Below are 15,282 nucleotides of genomic sequence, written 5' to 3'. Positions count from 1 at the left end.
CCGCAGGCTGAATGTATCGTTAGTCTAGCAGACCTACCCTGCCCGCTTACGCCGGGGCATCAGGCTTCGCCACTGGATCAGCAGGCGGTCGGTCTCCAGCTCGGGGTTCACATTATTCACCAGGGCGCGTCGGGATTCGCGGATGGCGTCCACAAGTTCCTGGGCCCGCCATGGCGGATTGCCCGACGCCAGGTATCGTACCACTTCCGCGATACCGGGGTCCCGGGGCTCGCCACCGGCCATGGCACGGGCCAGGTCATTGGCCCAGCCTTCCATCAGGTTGAGGGTGGCCTCGTGGCCCAGACCCCGGAAGGCCCTGGCGGCGGTCGCCACCGATACCGCGCCCTTCATGAACTGCCGGAACGCCTCCAGTGCCGCCTCACGCTGTTCCAGGAAACCGGTGTCCAGCAACTCCAGTGCCAGTCTGGGCGCCCCGCCGGCCAGATGCAGGGCCAGGGCCTGTTGGTCCGTCTCCGGGGCATCGTCCCGCTCACCCAGCCGGGCAAAAAGCCAACTGGCGGCCTCTGCGGCCGGTGGCGTCGCCACCGGCATGATGCGACAGCGGGACCGGATGGTGGGCAACACCGGTCGACCGGTTTCCTGCAGCAACAGCAGCACCACATCCGATGCCGGTTCCTCCAGGGTCTTGAGCAGCGCGTTGGCGGCGTTGATGTTGAGCTGGTCCGCCCGGTCCACCACGGCCACCTTGAGGCCGGCCACCTGGGGCGAGGCCACGGCAAACTGGGACAACGCCCTCACCTGGTCGATACGGATCATGCGGGATTTCTCCGGCTGGTAGACCCGGATATCGGGGTGGGACTCCCCCGCCACCAGCAGACACTGGCGGCACTGGCCACAGGCCTCGCGGCTGCCTCCGGTTCGCTGGTCACACACCAGCAAGGCGGCAATCGACTCCGCCAGTTGCCGCTTGCCCACGCCCCGTTCCCCGTGGATCAGGGTTGCATGGGGCAGCCGCCCCTGGTCCAGGGCCTGCGCAAAGGGTTCCAGTGCTGGCGTCAGCCAGGGCATTCGGGTCACGGGCGGTTCCTGCTTGGCGATGGTTTGGGGCGTTCCCTGAGGGCCCGCCGGATGGCCGACAGCCGGCGCCGCATGACCCTCGGGCCGAGAGCCTCCTGCCGGTTGTCGGTCCTCGACCGACGGGGACTGGGGCCATAGTAATGGTTGTTCAGGTCGCGGGCAAAGGCCAGGGCCAGGCGGCCGGCGGACGGCGCCTGGCCGGCTGTGATATGGGCCAGCTGCTCGGGAGTCACTCCTGCCGGTACGGTGACACCCTGCTGCCGGAGGGCCCGCACCCAGCGATCCACCAGCAGGGCGACCGGATCCGCCTGGCGACCACCAGTGTGACGCAGGGCGGTGATCACCGCCGCCACCAGCAGGGCCAGTCCCACCAGGGACGCGGTGATGTAACCCAGTTCCTTGAGGCCGATGTTGCCCGGCAGGCGACTCATCAGGTCCATCTGGGACTGCCCCTGGTAACCCACTACCCAACGCTGCCATTGATAGTTGACCCGATCCATCTGCAAGCTCAGCCATTCCACCACCGCCACATCCCCATACCGCTGGGGCGAGGTCCAGTTGTCCTCCAGGAACGAGCCTTCCTCCGCCACGGCGTCCCGCAAGCCGGACTCGATACGCTCCGGTGCGATGGCGGCGGTGGGGTCCAGCCTGACCCAGCCACGGCCCGCCACCCAGGCCTCCACCCAGGCATGGGCATCGTACTGGCGTACGATCAGGTAGGCATCATCGGCGCCGGTGGAACCGCCCTGGTAACCCGCCACGATACGGGACGGGATGCCGGCGGACCGCAGCAGGAAAGTGGTGGCACTGGCGTAGTGGGCGCAGAATCCCCGCTTGGTATCAAATAACAGGGCGTCCACCGGGTTGTCGGGCATGGTGGGCGGTCGCAGGGTGTAGAAATATTCCTGTTGCCGGAAGCGCGTCAGGATCGACTGCGCCAGCTCCATGTCGGAGTCGGTGGCGGCGGACAGTTCCCGGGCCAGCCGGCGGCTGCGTTCATTGCCCTGTTCCGGCAATTGCAGGTATCGGCGTCGTTCCGAAGGATTCAGCGGACGCGGATCCTCGGCGGCAGGCTCCAGGGCCATTCGATAGCGCACCGAGGTATCTGCCGGTCGGTCCAGCCGGAACAGATTGCCCGGCACCGGGCTGACATTGCCAGACACCGCCCGGGAGTTGTCCAGGGCGTAGACCCAGCGCTCGCCGGAGGCTTCCATCAGCACGTCGTACTGGTTGTCGGCCAGGTCGCCGATGCCGGCATCCAGGTCGACACGCCCCAGCGGCGATGGTGGTTCGTCCTGCCACTGGCTCCAGGTATTGCCGTCGAACCGGTCCAGGATCAGGGTCCGCCAGTACCGGTCCCGGTGGGCGGGTATGGCGCCCCCAAAGGTGACCCGGAAGGCCCGGTCGCTGTTCTGGGCCAGGCTGGAGATGTCCCCCGGAGTCATGGAGTCCGACAGCCCGGTGCGGGCTTCACCGGACACCAGTGGCACACTCCACAGGGGCGCCATACGGGGAAAAAAGATAAACAGTGCCAGTACCACCGGCAGGGTCTTGAGCATCATGCCCCCCAGCCGCCGTAATCCCCTGGCCGGACTGTGAGAGGCACCGGGGGTATGGAGCATCTGCAGGGCCACCAGCAGCAGGACAATCCCGGCCAGGGTGACCAGCGTCCAGCCAATCCCCTGCTGAAACAGGAAGTTCACCGCGGCGAGGTAGGTCAGGATGAAGAACAGCACGAAGAAATCCCGCCGGGTCCGGGTCTCTAGCCATTTCAAGCCGACGGCGAGGACAAAGAACGACGCTGCGGTATCGACACTGAAATGACCGCTGACCGTGGCCACATAGGCGGCAACCAGAGTGCCCATTACCCCCAGCCGCAGCCATCGCCCGGGCAGTCGTACTCGGCCCTGCTGGACCGCCCAGCGCCAGCCGGCCAGCAACAGGCACGCTGCCAACAGCCACAGGGGCAGGCGGTCCCACTGGGGCAACAGCAGTACCAGGAATCCGCACAGCAACCAGAGCAGTGCGCCGCTGGGCAGCATGGGGGCGCGGGTACTCATCGATCGCCCTCCCCCTGCGGCGGTGTCTGTCGCCAGGTGGCCAGAGCCCGGAGGCACTGCTTGCGGTGCTGGTCGCCCTGGTCCGGCTCAATGGTCAGCCCGGGCAGACGCAGGCCCCAGACCTCTCCGGCCTGGGAACGCTCCTGGACCAGGGCCGTCAGGTAGCTCAGGCGCAGTTCGTGATCGGCACCGGGAAATCCCTCGAAGTCCAGCCACTGGGGACTGCCCAGTTCCCCCTGCCAGTCCGCCACCACCATTTCGCCATTCCGGGAGTAACGCTTCCAGTCCACCCGGGCACTGAGGTCCCCTTCCCGCCAGGGTCGTAGTTCCACCTGGTCCTGCCCCTGGCTGCGCTGATCCGCCTCCATGTTCTCTCCGTCGGTGGTGCCTTCCGGCGCCTGGGGCGGCGTGATCGGACGGGGGTAGACAATGGCTGGCGTAGCCGGTCGCAGCCAGGACCAGGCCACCAATAAACCAAAGGGAAAGCGGGTTTCCACCCGCACCCGGTCGGGCAGCAGGTAACCCCGCTCGCGACTGGGCACCTCAATGGCCCCGTCCACCAGCGTACCACCGGGAACCGACAGGCTTGCGCCCGGGCCGTCGTCGTTGAGCAGATCGATAGCGGTCGCGTCGTGGGCCGCCTGCAAGCGGACCTGGAAGGCAATCGGCTCACCGGCAAAGCCCTCGCCGGCTTTCACCATGGCGATATCCAGGCCACTGAGGTTGTTGTGGGTCTGGTGCATGGCCGCCACGAACAGGGCCCCCAGCAGGAAGGTGAGCAGGTAGATCAGGCTGTTCTGGTAATTGATGCCGGTGAGCAGCATGACCACCAGCAACACGCCGAACACCACACCAGCACCGGTGGGCAGGATGAAGATGGAACGCCGGTCCAGGTGGCGCTGATCCTGCCGCGGAATCCGGCGGTTCACCCACGCCCGCCAGCGGCGATTGGCCTTGAGTCTGATGGCTGGCAACGCTACTTCCTTACTTCTGGACCCTTCTTGAGGAACCGGTGATCCGGGCTTATCCGGAGGTCCCCCGATGAATAATAGGGTATCATGTGCGGCCTATTCAGCCCCACGACCCGATCAGGTTTCCGGATGTTGACCCGCTACACAGTCTCCCGTTCCCGACTCGACGGTATCGTTGATGCCCTCTCCGGGCTTGAGGGTTTTATCTGCCTGGACACGGACCGGGGCAATTGCCGGCGGATCAGCGCCCTGCCGGTCCGGGAATGGCGCTTTCCGGACGACCCGCAGCGGTTCGCCGCTACCGTCTCCGACATCCTCGGGGAACACCGGCGACTGGTCAGCGGGGACACCTGTGGCGGCATCGCCGGCAGCCTGTTCTACGAAGCCGGAAGACAGACAGTTCCCGGTTTCCGCAGCCGGGGTGACGCCCTGGACAGTGTCGGCTGGGCCGGCGCCTACCCCTGGGAACTGGTGATCCCCGAGTCGGGGGATGCCCGGCTCCTGTTCCATGAATCCTGTCCGTCGGACCTGGCAGCCCGCATCCTGGGGTATACCACCAACAGCCTGGAAACGCCGGCCCGGCATGACTTCCGGCTCACTGCCCCGTTCCGGTCGCTGGCATCGGCGGCGGACTACCAGGCCGGTGTACGTCGCATACTGGACTACATCCTGGCCGGGGACTGTTACCAGGCCAATCTGTCCCAGATGTTCGAGGGACGCTTCGACGGTGATCCCTGGCTGGCCTGGAACGCCCTTACCGAGGCTATCCCCGTACCCCACGGCGGCTACCTCAACGCCGGCGACTGGCAGTTGCTGAGCGTGTCACCGGAGCTGTTCCTGGAAATCCATGGCGACCGCGTGACCAGCAAGCCCATCAAGGGCACCCGCCCCCGGGGGAGCGACCCGGAGCAGGACCGCGCCCTGGCCCGGGCACTGGCCACCAACCCCAAGGACCGGGCCGAGAACCTGATGATTGTGGACCTGATCCGCAACGACCTGTCCCACTTCTGCAAACCTTTCTCAGTGCGGGTTCCCCAGCTCTTCGAGGTGGAAAGCTACCGCAATGTGCACCAGCTGGTGAGTACGGTCACCGGCACCCTGGAAGCGGACACCACGCCCTTCGAGGCCATGCTGGGCGCCTTTCCCGGCGGCTCCATTACCGGAGCCCCCAAACGCCGTGCCATGGAGATCATCGATGAGCTGGAGTCCCACCCCCGGGAGCCCTACTGCGGCAGCCTGTTCTGGTGGGGGGCGGACAATCGGCTGGAAAGCAACATCGCCATCCGCAGCCTGCAGACCCTGGCGGACGGCCGCATCCGCGGCTGGGCGGGTTGCGGTATCGTGGCGGACTCCGATCCGGAGGATGAATACCAGGAATCCCTGACCAAGATCCAGCGCTTGCTCTCCACTCTGGAGGCGTTGGGGAAGGAGTAAGGAGCCCGCGGCATTGCCGCGGGCACCGGGTGGGCTCAGAACCGGTTGCTGAGCTCCAGGAAGGTCTTCTTCAGGGCCTCGAAGTCCTGCACCGCCGGGAACTGGGGAAATTCCTTAATCACGTTCCGGGGTGCATGGAACAGAATGCCGCCCTCGGCCTGGGTCAGCATGGTGGTGTCGTTATAGGAGTCACCGGCGGCAATTACCCGGTAGTTCAGCAACTGGAAGGCCCGCACCGACTGACGCTTAGGATCACGCTGGCGCAGCAGGTAGTTGGTGATGCGACCCTCGTCGTTCACCTCCAGCTTGTGGCACAGCAGCGTGGGATAACCGAGCTTCTTCATCAGCGGCATGGCGAACTCGTAGAAGGTATCGGACAGGATCACCACCTGGAAGCGCTCACGCAGCCAGTCCAGGAACTCCGGGGCCCCGGGCAGCGGGTCCAGCTCACCGATCACCTCCTGGATGGCCGGCAGGCCGTAGCCATGCTCGTCCAGCAGTCGCAGCCGCTGCTTCATCAGCACGTCGTAGTCGGGGATGTCCCGGGTGGTGGCCTTGAGCTCTTCAATCCCGGTTTTCTCCGCAAACGCGATCCAGATTTCCGGGATCAGCACTCCCTCAAGGTCAAGGCACGCAAGTTCCACACTATTCTCCTGTTACCGGCCGGGCATGGCCCGCTTGTTGATCGATGGGCCCGCTATGATAGAAAAATCCGACACCAATTGCATCGTTGTCAGGGGACACGGATATTGGCCGGAACATGGGCCTGCTATAACCTTATGATTGCAGATTACTTCATGAACCTTCGATCTGGTGATAAATTGGCGTCACCATTTCACAGGATAACGATAATTCGATGACTGACATTGAGCAGCTTCAGAGAGAGTTGGACGGCCAGAGCCCGAGGGCGATCCTCAAGGCGGCACTGGCCCGCTACGACGAGATCGCCATTTCCTTCAGCGGCGCGGAAGACGTGGCCCTGATCGAGATGGCCCACAAACTGACAGACCGGCTGCGGGTATTTTCCCTGGATACCGGTCGCCTGCACCCGGAAACCTACGAGTTCTTCGAGCGTGTGCGCAAGCACTACGGCATCGACATCGAATTCCAGTTCCCGGATGCCGAAGCGGTCCAGGCCCTGGTCACGGAAAAAGGCATGTTCAGCTTCTATGAGGATGGCCACGGTGAATGCTGCGGGATTCGCAAGGTAGAGCCACTGCGCCGCAAGCTGAAGACCCTGGATGCCTGGATCACCGGCCAGCGTAAGGATCAGAGCCCCGGCACCCGGAATGAAGTGCCCGTGGTGCAACTGGACGACGCCTTCGAGGGCCGCAGTGGCGAACTGGTGAAGTTCAATCCACTGGCCAACTGGACGTCAAAAGAGGTGTGGGACTACATCCGTATCTCTGAAGCGCCCTACAACAAGCTCCATGAACGGGGGTTTGTCAGCATCGGCTGCGAACCCTGTACCCGTCCGGTACTGCCCGGCCAGCATGAGCGGGAAGGCCGCTGGTGGTGGGAGGAAGCCACCCAGAAGGAGTGCGGGCTGCACGCCGGCAACCTGATTGCCAGCGACGCCTGACCGTCTGGACAAACACCCGGGGTGTTGCGGGGACGTAGCGGGTAACTGCCCGCCACTCTCCCGGCATCCCGGGATGACGCGCCTCAGTAGAGGGGCAGTTCCACGTCCCGGAACAGGTCCTCGATTTCCTGCCGGCTGCCCTGGTGCGACACTACCTCGTTGACGGTGTCGCGGGTCAGGTGCGGCGCAAACCTCTCAATGAAGTCGTACATATAGCCTCGCAGGAAGGTACCCTTGCGGAAACCGATGCGGGTCACACTGGGTCGGAACAGCTTGCTGGCATCCAGGGCCACCAGGTCGGAGTCCGCCTCCGGGTCGTAGGCCATGGAGGCAATGATCCCCACACCCAGCCCCAGCCGGACATAGGTCTTGATGACATCGGCATCGGCGGCGGTGAACACCACCTTGGGTTCCAGCCCCTCCGCCTGGAACGCTTCATCCAGCTTGGAACGCCCGGTGAACCCGAACACGTAGGTGACAATCGGGTGCTTGGCCAGTTCCGGCAGGGTCAGCTCCGGGAGCTGCGCCAGGGGATGGTTGCGGGGCACGATCACGCAGCGGTTCCAGCGGTAGCAGGGCATCATGATCAGGTCGTTGAACAGCTCCATGGCCTCGGTGGCGATGGCAAAGTCCACGGCACCATTGGCGGCCATTTCCGAGATCTGCATGGGGGTGCCCTGATGCATGTGCAGGGACACGTCCGGATAGGTCTCGATAAAACCCTGGATCACCGGCGGTAGTGCGTAGCGTGCCTGGGTGTGGGTGGTGGCGATACTGAGGTCACCCTTGCGCTGGTTGCTGAACTCCTGGGCAATCTTCTTGATGCCCTCCACCCGGCGCAGGATCTCCCCCGCCTCCCGGATAATGGTTTCCCCGCCCGGGGTAATCCGGGTCAGGTGCTTGCCGCTGCGCGCGAACACCTCGATTCCCAGTTCGTCCTCCAGCAACCGGATCTGCTTGGAAATACCGGGCTGGGAGGTAAACAGGCTCTGGGCCGTTGCGGAGACATTCAGGTCGTGATGGGCAACCTCCCAGATATAGCGCAGTTGTTGTAATTTCATTGTTGCTTTCTCTCCCCATAGCGGACGCAGGATATTGCACCCTGCCACTGGCAGGCTCGTGCCTGAGCCATCACCAGAATACGCATAAAGATGGTTGTTTTCATTCTTTTATCGAATAGAGAGTGTTCGATAATCAGTGTAGACCAAAACCGGGGTATACAAGTCGGTTTTCATAAAATCGGGGTATAACAGTGTGAGACGTTCCCCGACATCGTCCATGGCATGCCGCTTGGGGAACTCGCCGGCCTACTGGATAATCCGGCGGAATGGCGGCAGGGCATCCAGTAGCAACTGACCGTAGCGACGGCTGACGATCCGGCGATCCAGGATGGACACGCGGCCGGTGTCCTCTTCCGTGCGCAACAGACGGCCCACCGCCTGCACCAGCTTGATCGAGGCATCCGGCACCGTGATCTCCATGAACGGATTGCCACCGCGGCTGGTAACCCACTCCGCCAGGCTCGCCTCGATGGGATCATCCGGTACCGAGAACGGCAGTCGGGTGATGACTACATGGTCCAGGTAGCGTCCCGGCAGGTCGATGCCCTCGGCAAAGCTGGCCACCCCAAACAACACCGATGGCTTGCCGGCATCCACCCGCTCCCGGTGGTGTCGCAGCACCTCGCCCTTGGCCATGTCGTCCTGGGTGGTGATCAGACCCGGGTGATCCGGGGCCAGGCGGTCACGTACCGCGTTCATCTGGCGGCGGGAGGTGAACAGCACCAGTGTGGCCTTTTCCGTGGCCCACCGTTCCGGCAGGCAGCGTACCAGGGCGTTGGTAAAGCCTTCCGTGTCCGTAGGCAGGGCTTCCATGGGCGGCACCTCTACCGTGGCCATGTCGGCATAGCGGAAGGAGCTGGGCACCACCAGGTAACGGCTGTCCGCCGGCAACCCGGCCCGGGAGCGGAGCCGGTCAAAGCGTCCCAGGGCGGTCAGCGTGGCGCTGGTCAGCACGGCGCCGTGGGCCCGGGACCACAGGCGGGAGAACAGCAGGTTGTCCGCCAGTACCGGGCTGCTGTACAGGGTGACCTCCTCCGCATGCTCCCAGCGCTGGCGGATGGCCCACCGGGCCGGCGGTGGGGTCCGGACAGGGGCCTTTTCAGCGTCTTCCGACGACGGCGCCGGCACATCGCACCAGGCCGCCCACAGCCGCGACTGATCCTCTGCCCGGGCGTGGAAGCTGCCGATCACCGGGTACCAGGCTTCGGCCGTGTCCCGATCCAGCTCATGGTCCTTACGCTCATCGAACCCCTTCTGCAATTCATCGGCCACGGTGCCCAGGTGGCGCACCAGGGTGGCAGTCGCGGCCCGGGTCTCGGTAGCCAGCGCCAGCATGTCTTCCGGCAGCTGGCCTTCAGGGAACCGCCACTGGGCGGTGCGACGCTCCTCCGAGAACTCCCACTGGATGCTCTCCAACAGGTGATCGTGGACCCGGGTAAGCCAGTCGTCCAGCTCCCTTGACGCCCCGGAGATTTTCTCCACGGTGCGCCCCGCCACGGTCACGGGAGGCAGCCACGGCTGGATCTTCGCCAGCGCCTGGGAAAGCTGCTTTAGCCACTGGCGGGTACTGTTCAGGGGTACCGAGGCGGCAAAGTGATTCAGGGCCTTGTCCGGCAGGTGGTGGGCCTCGTCGAAGACGTACAGGGCATTCTCGGGCTCCGGCAGGATGGCACCGCCGCCCAGCGCCAGGTCCGCCAGTACCAGGTCGTGGTTGGCCACCACCACATCGGCGGTTTCCAGTCCCTTGCGGGCGTCGAAGAAGGCGCAGTTATCGAAGTAGGCACAATGCCGGTTGGTGCACTGGCGATGGTCGGTGGTGACCTGCCGCCAGACCTCGTCGGGAATGGTGGTGGGCCAGTGGTCCCGGTCGCCGTCCCACTCCCGGGAGCCATACCGGCCGAGCATCTCCTCGAAGAACTCCCGGGACCCCGGCTCCTGTTCCCTGCCCTCGTCCAGCAGGAACAGGGGCATGGTGTCGCTGTCGCCATTGCCCTCGTCGTGGAGCCTGGTTTCCAGGCGCGACATGCACAGGTAACGACCACGCCCCTTGGCCAGGGTCCACTCGAACGACAGCTTGCTGTGCTGTTTCAGGTCCGGCAGATCCTTGGAGATGATCTGGTCCTGCAACGCCACCGTGGCAGTGGAGATCACCAGGGTCTTGCCCAGGGCCCGGGCCACGGGGATGGCGGCAATCAGGTAACCCAGGGTCTTGCCGGTGCCGGTGCCGGCCTCCACCACACAGGCCGCGGGCGAGGACGTACGCTGGCCATCGTTCTCGGTGATATCGCCCATGTAACGGGCGATCTCGGCAATCATCAGACGCTGGCCATAGCGGGCGCGAATGCCCTTGCCCGCGAGAACATCACGATAGGCTTGCTGGATTTCGGCCTTGACGGCGTCGCTCAGGGGCATCAGCGGGGGCTGCTCCAGTCACGGACGACACCAACCCGGAAGCGCTGGCCGTCCATACTCAGTTCCACCCCTTCTTCGGTAATACGCTCCACCCGGAGTGGTCCGAAGGAGTCGCCCATACGCAGATAACGGTTATTGATCATCACACTCCGTGCCGATGGCCGGGATGAATAGACATGACTGTTGAAGACCAGGTCCGGCACCTGGCGTTGGAACGCCATGGGCAGCTCCACCAGGTGGGGTACACGGCCCTCCCAGGGCTCCGGGGTGTACTCACTGCCGCCGGCCGTGCCGGGCTGGCGTACGGTGGGGACGATCACCGTGGGGGCTTCCTTCACGGTATCCAGTATCACGGCCCCCTGGCTTTCCAGCTCGCCGGTGGCGGCGGTGATTTCCGCCGGTTCCGGTACCGGCTCCTCGGCCCTGGCCACCTCGCCGCTGGCGGCGGATGGTGTCTCCTCACTGCCGGCCGCGGTCGTCGGCGCGGTCGCACCAGCCGCCTGCTCCGTTGACCGGGCCAGTGCCCCGGCGGTCTGTGAGTGGTCCCACCACAGGCCGGCACCTGGCCAGAACAGGGCCGCCAGTATTACGGCATTCAGGGTCAGAGCAATGGCGAGCCAGGCCAGGGCGGGAATTCCCCGCTTGCGCTTACGGTGGACCATACGTATCTGCTGGCCCAGGTTCGGCACCCGACCCTGGTTACGCTCGGACTCGGATTTTTTCAGTGCTTCCAGGATATAGCTCATGACGGCATCATCCGGACCGTGGCTGGACCGGCTGCCCCGGACCGGCGGGGGCAATCACGGTACTACTGGTGGGTACCAGCCGCGGCACACCGGCATCGAGATCGTTGCTCATCTGGATCAGGGTCATGGCGCCAACGACCCCATCCTGCTGCAACCCCTTGACCCGCTGGTACCAGCGTATCTGTTCATCCCGGATCATGCGGCTTACACGATCGATTTCATCGCTGTTGTCCGCATGCAGCCCCACCAGTTGCATCATGCGTGCGCTTAGCCAGACGCCCTCCCGGTTCTGCCGGGGCAGCTCGGAGGGGTCACCGTTCCACGCCATATAGGGGGGAACCTGCCAGAGCACGGAGAACTCCCCGTACCAGTGGTCCTGCACTTCCCGGAAGGACACTTCCAGGGTGCCTTCTGCCGTTTTCAGGGTTGCCACGTCTCCCTCGAGGCGTACCAGGGTGACATGGGTGTCCGTGCCTTCGGTGCCCTTGAGGGTCAATACCGCCGGACGATTGATATCCTCCATGCTGCGACGGCTGCCCTGTCGGTGCAGACAGCGGAGGCCGGCAGCATCGGCGTAATCACAGGCGAAGGGATAGCTGGAGCGGTCCCAGTCATAGCCCCACAACTGGAACAGGCCGTCGTAGGCCTGGGCCGTGGTCAGGCCATGCTTCCGGATATCGAAAGCTGTCAGTTCCGGCTCTTCGATCACGACCGGCCCGGGCTCGTCACTTCGCTCAACGGCACCGGTCAGTAGCTCATCGTCGGTGAGGTCCGGCCCGGCAGTATCGGAACCGGCGGCACCGTTTTCGCCAGCGGTCTCGTTACCGGGCGTGCTGTGATCGGCTGAAGCTCCAGAGGCGTCGGCATTCTCCATGGCGGCCACCGGGGCATCCTGCCGGCTCTCGATGAAGGCCCAGCCAACAACCGCAATCGCCATCAACGCGGCGACCGCCGTCACCATGCGCAGCATGGGAGACACCCCGCCCGGGGCGGTACGCCCGGGCACGCCGCCCACCTCCCTCGCCGCAGCCTTCACGTGGTGGGGTTCGATCTGCTGGACGCCTTCGCTATAGGCCCCCAGCAGGGCCCGGTCACTGATCAGGTTGATCAGCCGGGGCACACCGTTGCTTTTCCGGAACAGGGTGCGAATTGCCGACGGCGTAAAGAGTTCCACCTTGACCCCGGCTACCCCAAGACGATAGTGGATGTAGGCTGGCAGTTCGTCCCGCTCCAGGGCATCCAGGTGGTAACGGGCGGTTACCCGCTGGTTGAGCTGACGCAACTCCGGGCGGTCCAGGATATCCTTCAGCTCCGGCTGCCCCAGCAGAACAATCTGGAGCAGTTTCTTTTCTGCGGTTTCCAGGTTGGTCAGCAGGCGCAGTTGTTCCAGAACTTCGGCGGACAGGTTCTGGGCCTCATCGATTAGCAGCACCTGGTGACGCCCACGGGCGTGGGCCTCCAGCAGGTGCTGGTTGATGCGATCGATGAGCTTCTTGATGGTGGCGTTGTCCGGGTAGGCAATACCCAGTTCATCACAGATGGAGGCCAGCAGTTCCCTCGCCGACAGACGCGGATTGAGGATCAACGCGATGTCCACGTGCTCCGGCACGTTCTCAATGAAGCAGCGGCTGATCGTGGTCTTGCCGGTGCCCACCTCGCCGGTGATCACAATGAAGCCACCCTGCCCCTGAACACCATACATCAGGTGGGCCAGGGCTTCCTTGTGACGTTCACTGAGATACAGGTATCGGGGGTCCGGCGCAATGGAGAACGGCGGCTCCCGAAACCCGAAGAAATCGTAGTACATGGTATTCCAGTCAGCTTGCGGCCGGGTTATCCGGACCTGTCCCTTTCAATAGAAGGTCCGCGTTGTAATGGCAGCCATGATACCGCCCGCAGTCGACAACTGTCACCATCACGGGCCAACCGCTTCACCGTTTGCGACACATATTCTAGATTGCGACATAGAACTTTCCGCCGGACTCCTGACGCCTAGAAGTCATCCAGCATCAGGTCATCTTCATCACTCCCGGTGAAGGGATCTGAAGTCATCTTGCCATCATTGATCAGGTATTCCCGACGTTGTAGGTAGGCGTTGCGTATAAAGGTGTAGCTGTCTCCGGACATGAACCCTTCGGCAGCCAGCAGATCTGCCCGCGTATCCACCACGAACAGGCCGAGCAGGTACCACTGCTCCGGACTCTCCACATAGTCCCAGGCCGACGGGAACACGAAACTGTCGGTCACGGTACCGGTGAAGTCCCGGGGCGTGGATGGCCCCATGAACGGCAGTACCAGGTAAGGCCCGGGGCCCACGCCCCAGTACCCCAGGGTCTGCCCGAAATCCTCGGGCCGCTCCGGCAGGTCGAAGGCGGTGGCCACATCGAACAGACCGCCAATACCGAACACCGAGTTATAGGTGAACCGGCCTGCCGCCACCACGGCATGCTCGCCCTTGAGCTGGAGCACGCTGTTGATGAAATTGTGCACTTCTCCCAGGTTGTTGAAGAAGTTGGTCACCGCCCGATCGGCAATGTCCGGCATGACCCACTGGTAGCCTTCGGCCACCGGTCGCAACACCCAGTCGTCGACCCCTTCGTTGAAGGCATAGACCCTGCGGTTCCAGGATTCCCAGGGATCGGCTGGATTGCCGGAAGACACCGCTTCCGGGGGCGACTCCGGCTCACGGTCATCGGGGGAGGAAGCGCAGCCGGCAAGCGCCAGTGCACCGAACATGAGTATTGTCAGCGCTCGGGAGAGATCGCGAAACATGGTAATGGAGGTTCCTGGTTGGCTATTCGTCAGGTCGTGGCCCTGCCCTGTCCCTGGCACTCCGGTCAGCGTTTGCGTATCACGACGCTGCCAATGGAATACCCGGCACCGAAGGAACAGATCACACCCAGGTCACCGGCACCGAAGTCGTCCTTGTGCAGGTGATAGGCAATAATCGAACCGGCAGAGCTGGTATTGGCGTACTCGTCCAGGATAACGGGCGCTTCCTCGACGGTGGCCTCGCGGCCGAGTACGCGTTTGGAAATCAACTGGTTCATATTGAGGTTGGCCTGGTGGAGCCACATCCGGCGCAGGTCGTCCGCTCCCAGGGAGAGGCTCTCCAGGTGACTGACGATCAGTTCCGCCACCATCGGGGAAACCTCCTTGAAGACCTTGCGGCCCTGCTGCACGAACAGCTTGTCGGGCTTGCCGACACCGGATTCGTCACCCCGGTTGAGGAAGCCGAAGTTATTGCGGATGTTGTTGGAGAACTTTGTCTTCAGGCGGGTTCCCAGAATCTCGAAGCCCTGGCCGTCCGCTACCCGGTCATCCCGCTCCACCAGCACCGCGGTGCAGGCGTCGCCGAAGATAAAGTGGCTGTCCCGGTCACGGAAGTTCAGGTGCCCGGAACAGATCTCCGGGCTCACTACCAGCACCGCGTTGGCGGTGCCGTTTTCCACGGCATTGGCCGCTGCCTGGATACCGAAGGTGGCCGAGCTGCAGGCCACGTTCATGTCGTAGGCAAACCCGTCAATGCCCAGGGCATCCTGGACCTCGATGGCCACCGCCGGGTAGGCCCGCTGCAGGTTGGAGCAGGCGACGATCACCGCGTCCACCTCGCTGGCGTCACGGCCGGCCTGCTCCAGGGCCTGTCGGGCGGCAATCACAGACATGTCGCACTGGATCGAGTATTCATCGTTACTGCGGTCCGGGAGTCGCGGGCACATCCGTTCGGGGTCGAGGATGCCGTCCTTGTCCATCACGTGGCGACTCTTGATGCCGGATGCCTTCTCGATGAACTCAACCGAGGAAGGCTGGAGCGCCTCGACATCGCCATTGGCGATCTCCGCCGCATGGCGCTCGTTATGTAACTCAACGTACTGGTTGAACGAGGCTACCAGTTCTTCGTTGCTGATGGAGGCGGGTGGTGTATACAACCCGGTACCGGTAATGATGGCGGTGATGCTCACAAAGGACCCCGACTTT

12 protein-coding genes are annotated in these 15,282 nt (G+C 63.9%); 2 read left to right on the top strand and 10 right to left on the bottom strand.

What is annotated here, in order from left to right:
* Positions 1-33: 33 nt before the first annotated feature.
* The 3 genes from holB to ACJO3T_RS13980 are packed head-to-tail and all read right to left on the bottom strand — an operon-like array spanning position 34 to position 4,072.
* Complete coding sequence (holB, locus tag ACJO3T_RS13990; RefSeq protein ID WP_406963592.1) at positions 34-1,029, bottom strand: DNA polymerase III subunit delta'; 996 nt, start codon at positions 1,027-1,029, stop codon at positions 34-36.
* Between the two features lie 5 nt (positions 1,030-1,034).
* Positions 1,035-3,098 (bottom strand): transglutaminase TgpA family protein, encoded by a 2,064-nt coding sequence (locus tag ACJO3T_RS13985; protein ID WP_406978844.1) that lies wholly within the window; start codon positions 3,096-3,098, stop codon positions 1,035-1,037.
* Positions 3,095-4,072 (bottom strand): DUF58 domain-containing protein, encoded by a 978-nt coding sequence (locus ACJO3T_RS13980; protein WP_406978843.1) that lies wholly within the window; start codon positions 4,070-4,072, stop codon positions 3,095-3,097. Before ACJO3T_RS13980 ends, ACJO3T_RS13985 begins: the two co-directional genes overlap by 4 nt.
* 126 nt (positions 4,073-4,198) lie before the next feature.
* Between ACJO3T_RS13980 and pabB the strand changes: the two genes are divergently transcribed.
* Complete coding sequence (pabB, locus tag ACJO3T_RS13975) at positions 4,199-5,503, top strand: aminodeoxychorismate synthase component I (RefSeq protein WP_406978842.1); 1,305 nt, start codon at positions 4,199-4,201, stop codon at positions 5,501-5,503.
* A gap of 35 nt (positions 5,504-5,538) precedes the next feature.
* Here the strand turns inward: pabB and thrH are convergent, their stop codons facing one another.
* Positions 5,539-6,147 (bottom strand): bifunctional phosphoserine phosphatase/homoserine phosphotransferase ThrH, encoded by a 609-nt coding sequence (gene thrH / locus ACJO3T_RS13970; RefSeq protein ID WP_406978841.1) that lies wholly within the window; start codon positions 6,145-6,147, stop codon positions 5,539-5,541.
* 188 nt (positions 6,148-6,335) lie between these two features.
* Between thrH and ACJO3T_RS13965 the strand changes: the two genes are divergently transcribed.
* Positions 6,336-7,085, top strand: a complete 750-nt coding sequence (locus ACJO3T_RS13965; protein WP_406963593.1) for a phosphoadenylyl-sulfate reductase — start codon at positions 6,336-6,338, stop codon at positions 7,083-7,085.
* 83 nt (positions 7,086-7,168) lie between these two features.
* Here ACJO3T_RS13965 and cysB read toward each other — a convergent pair whose 3' ends face one another.
* The 6 genes from cysB to ACJO3T_RS13935 all read right to left on the bottom strand — a co-directional run bounded on the left by cysB (position 7,169) and on the right by ACJO3T_RS13935 (position 15,260).
* On the bottom strand, positions 7,169-8,146 hold the full coding sequence (gene cysB, locus ACJO3T_RS13960) for an HTH-type transcriptional regulator CysB (RefSeq protein ID WP_406963342.1): 978 nt from the start codon (positions 8,144-8,146) through the stop codon (positions 7,169-7,171).
* Positions 8,147-8,392: 246 nt separating this feature from the next.
* Positions 8,393-10,558 carry an ATP-dependent DNA helicase DinG gene (dinG, locus tag ACJO3T_RS13955; protein ID WP_406963343.1) on the bottom strand — a complete coding sequence of 722 codons (2,166 nt, stop codon included), beginning with the start codon at positions 10,556-10,558 and terminating at the stop codon, positions 8,393-8,395.
* Complete coding sequence (locus tag ACJO3T_RS13950; protein ID WP_406978840.1) at positions 10,558-11,304, bottom strand: general secretion pathway protein GspB; 747 nt, start codon at positions 11,302-11,304, stop codon at positions 10,558-10,560. The genes dinG and ACJO3T_RS13950 overlap by 1 nt, the downstream gene beginning before the upstream one ends.
* A gap of 7 nt (positions 11,305-11,311) precedes the next feature.
* The gene (locus tag ACJO3T_RS13945; protein WP_406978838.1) at positions 11,312-13,111 is read right to left on the bottom strand and encodes an ExeA family protein; all 1,800 of its coding nucleotides are present in this window, start codon (positions 13,109-13,111) and stop codon (positions 11,312-11,314) included.
* Between the two features lie 185 nt (positions 13,112-13,296).
* On the bottom strand, positions 13,297-14,076 hold the full coding sequence (locus ACJO3T_RS13940; protein WP_406963346.1) for an MlaA family lipoprotein: 780 nt from the start codon (positions 14,074-14,076) through the stop codon (positions 13,297-13,299).
* A gap of 65 nt (positions 14,077-14,141) precedes the next feature.
* Positions 14,142-15,260 (bottom strand): beta-ketoacyl-ACP synthase III, encoded by a 1,119-nt coding sequence (locus ACJO3T_RS13935; RefSeq protein ID WP_406963594.1) that lies wholly within the window; start codon positions 15,258-15,260, stop codon positions 14,142-14,144.
* Positions 15,261-15,282 lie beyond the last annotated feature (22 nt).

The organism is Marinobacter shunpengi, from assembly GCF_045449715.1.
GTDB lineage: Bacteria > Pseudomonadota > Gammaproteobacteria > Pseudomonadales > Oleiphilaceae > Marinobacter.
This window is presented reverse-complemented; position numbering and strand designations above follow the sequence as displayed.

What these genes read in the sequence shown, in the direction of transcription:
- ACJO3T_RS13940 (WP_406963346.1), bottom strand. Translation starts at nt 14,076, where the DNA reads ATGTTTCGCGATCTCTCCCGAGCGCTGACAATACTCATGTTCGGTGCA.
- cysB (WP_406963342.1), bottom strand. Translation starts at nt 8,146, where the DNA reads ATGAAATTACAACAACTGCGCTATATCTGGGAGGTTGCCCATCACGAC.
- ACJO3T_RS13945 (WP_406978838.1), bottom strand. Translation starts at nt 13,111, where the DNA reads ATGTACTACGATTTCTTCGGGTTTCGGGAGCCGCCGTTCTCCATTGCG.
- pabB (WP_406978842.1), top strand. Translation starts at nt 4,199, where the DNA reads ATGTTGACCCGCTACACAGTCTCCCGTTCCCGACTCGACGGTATCGTT.
- ACJO3T_RS13950 (WP_406978840.1), bottom strand. Translation starts at nt 11,304, where the DNA reads ATGAGCTATATCCTGGAAGCACTGAAAAAATCCGAGTCCGAGCGTAAC.
- ACJO3T_RS13985 (WP_406978844.1), bottom strand. Translation starts at nt 3,098, where the DNA reads ATGAGTACCCGCGCCCCCATGCTGCCCAGCGGCGCACTGCTCTGGTTG.
- holB (WP_406963592.1), bottom strand. Translation starts at nt 1,029, where the DNA reads ATGCCCTGGCTGACGCCAGCACTGGAACCCTTTGCGCAGGCCCTGGAC.
- dinG (WP_406963343.1), bottom strand. Translation starts at nt 10,558, where the DNA reads ATGCCCCTGAGCGACGCCGTCAAGGCCGAAATCCAGCAAGCCTATCGT.